General features: G+C 63.2%; 4 protein-coding genes. All 4 read right to left on the reverse strand.

Features of this window, described 5'->3' with window-relative positions; translation table 11 throughout:
• A partial coding sequence (locus tag EOA86_RS27795; protein WP_164892032.1) for a histidinol dehydrogenase occupies window positions 1-622 on the reverse strand: 622 nt, incomplete at its 3' end.
• 35 nt (window positions 623-657) lie between these two features.
• Window positions 658-1,458: an ABC transporter permease gene (locus EOA86_RS27800; protein WP_029355930.1), complete on the reverse strand. Its 801-nt coding sequence runs from the start codon at window positions 1,456-1,458 to the stop codon at window positions 658-660.
• Window positions 1,455-2,399 (reverse strand): ABC transporter permease, encoded by a 945-nt coding sequence (locus EOA86_RS27805; RefSeq protein WP_095519868.1) that lies wholly within the window; start codon window positions 2,397-2,399, stop codon window positions 1,455-1,457. Before EOA86_RS27805 ends, EOA86_RS27800 begins: the two co-directional genes overlap by 4 nt.
• Before the next feature lie 66 nt (window positions 2,400-2,465).
• The coding region (locus EOA86_RS27810) for a PotD/PotF family extracellular solute-binding protein (RefSeq protein WP_164892033.1) at window positions 2,466-3,285 on the reverse strand (820 nt) is incomplete at its 5' end.

Here is a 3,285-nt window from a genome sequence, read left to right on the forward strand (position 1 = left end):
GCCTGATCGTTTCCGTGCCGTAGGCGACCGCGGCGACCGCCTGCGCGCCACCGCATTTGTAGACCGTTGCGACGCCGGCGAGGCGCGCTGCAACCAGCGTCGCTGCGTCCACCGAACCATCGGGCGCTGGCGGAGTCACGATAGCAAGCTCCGGGACGCCCGCCACCACTGCGGGCACCGCGGTCATCATTGTCACCGAAGGGAACGCCCCTTTGCCACGCGGGACATAGAGCGCCACCGAGCGGATCGGCGTGAAGCGGTCGCCGGCATAGGCGCCGGGCCGCATTTCCTTGAGCCACATCGCTTCCGGCCTCTGTTCTTCGTGGAAATGCCGGATGTTGTCGATGCCGAAGCGAATGGCGGCGACCACGTCCTCGTCCACCATGTCGAAGGCGGCGTCGAACTCGGCGGGGCTGACCTTCTGCCGCGCGGCATCGAGATCTGCCTTGTCAAAGTCGCGGGCGAAGCGGACGAGCGCGGCGTCGCCTTCTGTTCGGACCGCCTCGATGATCGGTGCGGCCTTCTCCATAAAGCCAGAGAGATCGCTCTCTGAGCGCCGCATCAGTGCCGAACGACCGGCGGCGTCGATCTGGCTCAGGTCGTGGAACGATATGTGTGGCATAGGATTTCCCTTTGCGGCCGGCAGGCCGGCATTCCTCATTTCGATTTCAGGAAGATGTCGAGCCCGACCAGCCTGTCGAGCAGGAAGATGGCGACAGCCGAGCAGGCGATGAAGACCACGGAGATCGCGGCAAGATCCGGTGTGATGATCGAGCGGATGGAGTTGTAGATCAGCACCGGCAGCGTCACGATGCGCGCATCGACGAGCAGCAGGCTGACCAGGAACTCGTTGAGCGCAAGGATGAACATCAGCAGCGAGCCGGTGATCACCCCCGGCATTACCGCCGGCAGGGTGACGGAGAAGAACACCTGGAGCGGCGGCGCGCCGCAGTTGGCGGCGGCCAGTTCCAGGTCCGGGTCAAGCCCGGTGGCACTCGCCGTCACCGCCCAGATCATGAAGGGAAGGTTGATGACGCAGCAGGCGATGCCGACCGGCCAAAGCTGGCCGAGAATGCCGGCGTTGCCGAAAATCAGCATGAGGCCGATGCCCGATCCGATCAGCGGGATAGTAAAGGGCAGCAGCAGATAAATCTGGATCGTTTTCTCAAAACGCACCGCATATTTCGCCAGCGCGATGCCAGCCAGCGTGCCCACGGGAATGGCAACGATCGTACAGACCGTCGCGACATGGAGCGTACGCAGGAAAGCGTTGCGCAGGTCGGAGGCCTGTGAGATGCGCGCGTACCACCGCAGCGAGAGCCCGTCCGGCGGAAACGTGATGATGTTGCCGCCGGTGAAGGAAGCGCCGAGCACGACGATCGTCGGCGCTGAAAGCGTCACCAGGGCGATCGTGACCAGGGTCCACAAGACAACGGATTTGCTGCGCGAGCCGTTCACGCCCGTGACCTCCCCATCGCAAGCGTTCCGGCTCCGAACAGCGCGAACACCAAGCCGACGAGGATTGACCCGAGCGCGACAAGCATAAGCGCCAGCGTCGCGCCGAGGCCCTGGTCAGACGTTCGGAAGAACTGATCGTAAATAGCGTTGGCGATGAAGTCCTGCGAGCCGCCGCCAAGGATCGCGGGGACTGCGAAATCGGTGAGCGAAAGCGTCAGCACCACCACGCCGGCGCCGATGAAGCCCGGACGAGCGAGTGGCAACACGACATGGATGAACGTGCGAACCCAGTTCGCACCGAGCGATCCAGCGGCCGCCTCCAGCTCTTCGGGAATGGCGGTGAGTGCCGGCGCGAGCATCAGTACGGCGAAGGGCAGCATGTACTGGACGAGGCCGAACAGCACGGCGGGATAGTTGTAGATGAGCCGCATAGGGGCGACCCCGATAAGGCCGAGCGCCTCGTTCACCATGCCCTGATTGCCGAGGATGATCAGCCAGCCATATGCACGCACAACCTGGCCGATGAAGAAGGGCAGGAACAGCGCAATCAGCAGGAATTTGCGCAGTCTTGGCGAACGCGTGCGCACCATCAGATAGGCGTAGGGAAAGGCGAAGACGAGTGTCACCGCGGTGACGATCAGGGCGGCGACGAGGCTGCGCTGCGCGACAACGAGGAACAGGGGCTCTGTCAGCGCCCGCCGGAAATTGGCGATGGAATAGTCGTCCGAGAATTGGAAGGTGGTGGTGTCGAGCGTGCGCAGGCTTGCATCCGCGATCTGGATGAGACCGAGCACGAGCAGTCCGACCAGCAGCACTGCCGGAAGCAGCATCAGATAGGGCGTGGCGCGCCTGAATCGCGCTGGCCAGATGGCGGCGGCAATGCCTTCCAGCGCATCCATGATACGCCATTTCAAGGGATAGGCTGTCCTGGCTGCCCGCATGAGAAAATCCGTAACCGACCTCGTAAAGGAGCCGGTGCCGCCAGCGCAGCACCGGCCAACCTGGCGTCAGCCCTGCATGATCGCCTTGAACTTGGAAAACCACTCGCTCTCGTTCTCGACCTGGATCTTCGACGAGATGCGAATGAGGCGCTGGAAATCCGCTTCGGTGGTCGGATAGGACGGATCGCCCACCAGATCCTTCGGCGGTGTGAGGCCCGGCACGACGCCCGGCAAGCCGAGGCCGTCCAGCCAGACCTGCTGGGCTTCCTTGGTCAGCGCATGGTTGATGTACTGCTTGGCCCAGTAGAGTTCGTTTTCCGGCAGGCCCTTGGGGATCCACAAACCGTCCGTGTCGAATTTCGCACCCTCCTCCGGCACGACCCATTCGATTTTCACGCCGTTCTTGCGGGCCTCTCGGGCGTTGGTGGAGATGGTGCAGGCGGCATCGATTTCGCCGTTCTGGAACCAGGTGGTGAAGTCGGGATCTTCGCCGAGCAGCGGCTGCTGCGCCTTCATCTTGGTGATGAAATCCCAAGCCGGCTGCATGTTACCGGGTATGTCCTCCAGCTTGCCGCCACCGGCGACCTGGGCTGGGAAGTGGAAGCCGATGCCGTCATTGTAGAAGGCAAGCCGGCCCTTGAACTTCGGGTCGAGCAGGTCTTTCCAGGACTTCGGCGGTCCGTCCGGGAACGCCGCAGGCCGATAGGCCAGCACATAGACATAGCCGTAGGTATTGACGATCGGGAAGCCTTCCAGGCCGGCCGGCTTGGCAAGGTCCGTCACATTGGCGAGGTTCGGAAGGTCGGAGAGGTCTTCCGTTACGCCGCGCAGTGCCGACTTCGTGGCATTGGTGGTGGTGTCCCAGTTGATGTGGATCGGCGGGTCC

Origin of the sequence: Mesorhizobium sp. M5C.F.Ca.IN.020.32.2.1, from assembly GCF_004023105.1 — a bacterium.
Classification (GTDB): Bacteria; Pseudomonadota; Alphaproteobacteria; order Rhizobiales; family Rhizobiaceae; genus Mesorhizobium; species Mesorhizobium wenxiniae.

Coding starts and splice junctions, on each gene's coding strand:
- EOA86_RS27805 (WP_095519868.1), bottom strand. CDS start 2,399: ATGCGGGCAGCCAGGACAGCCTATCCCTTGAAATGGCGTATCATGGAT.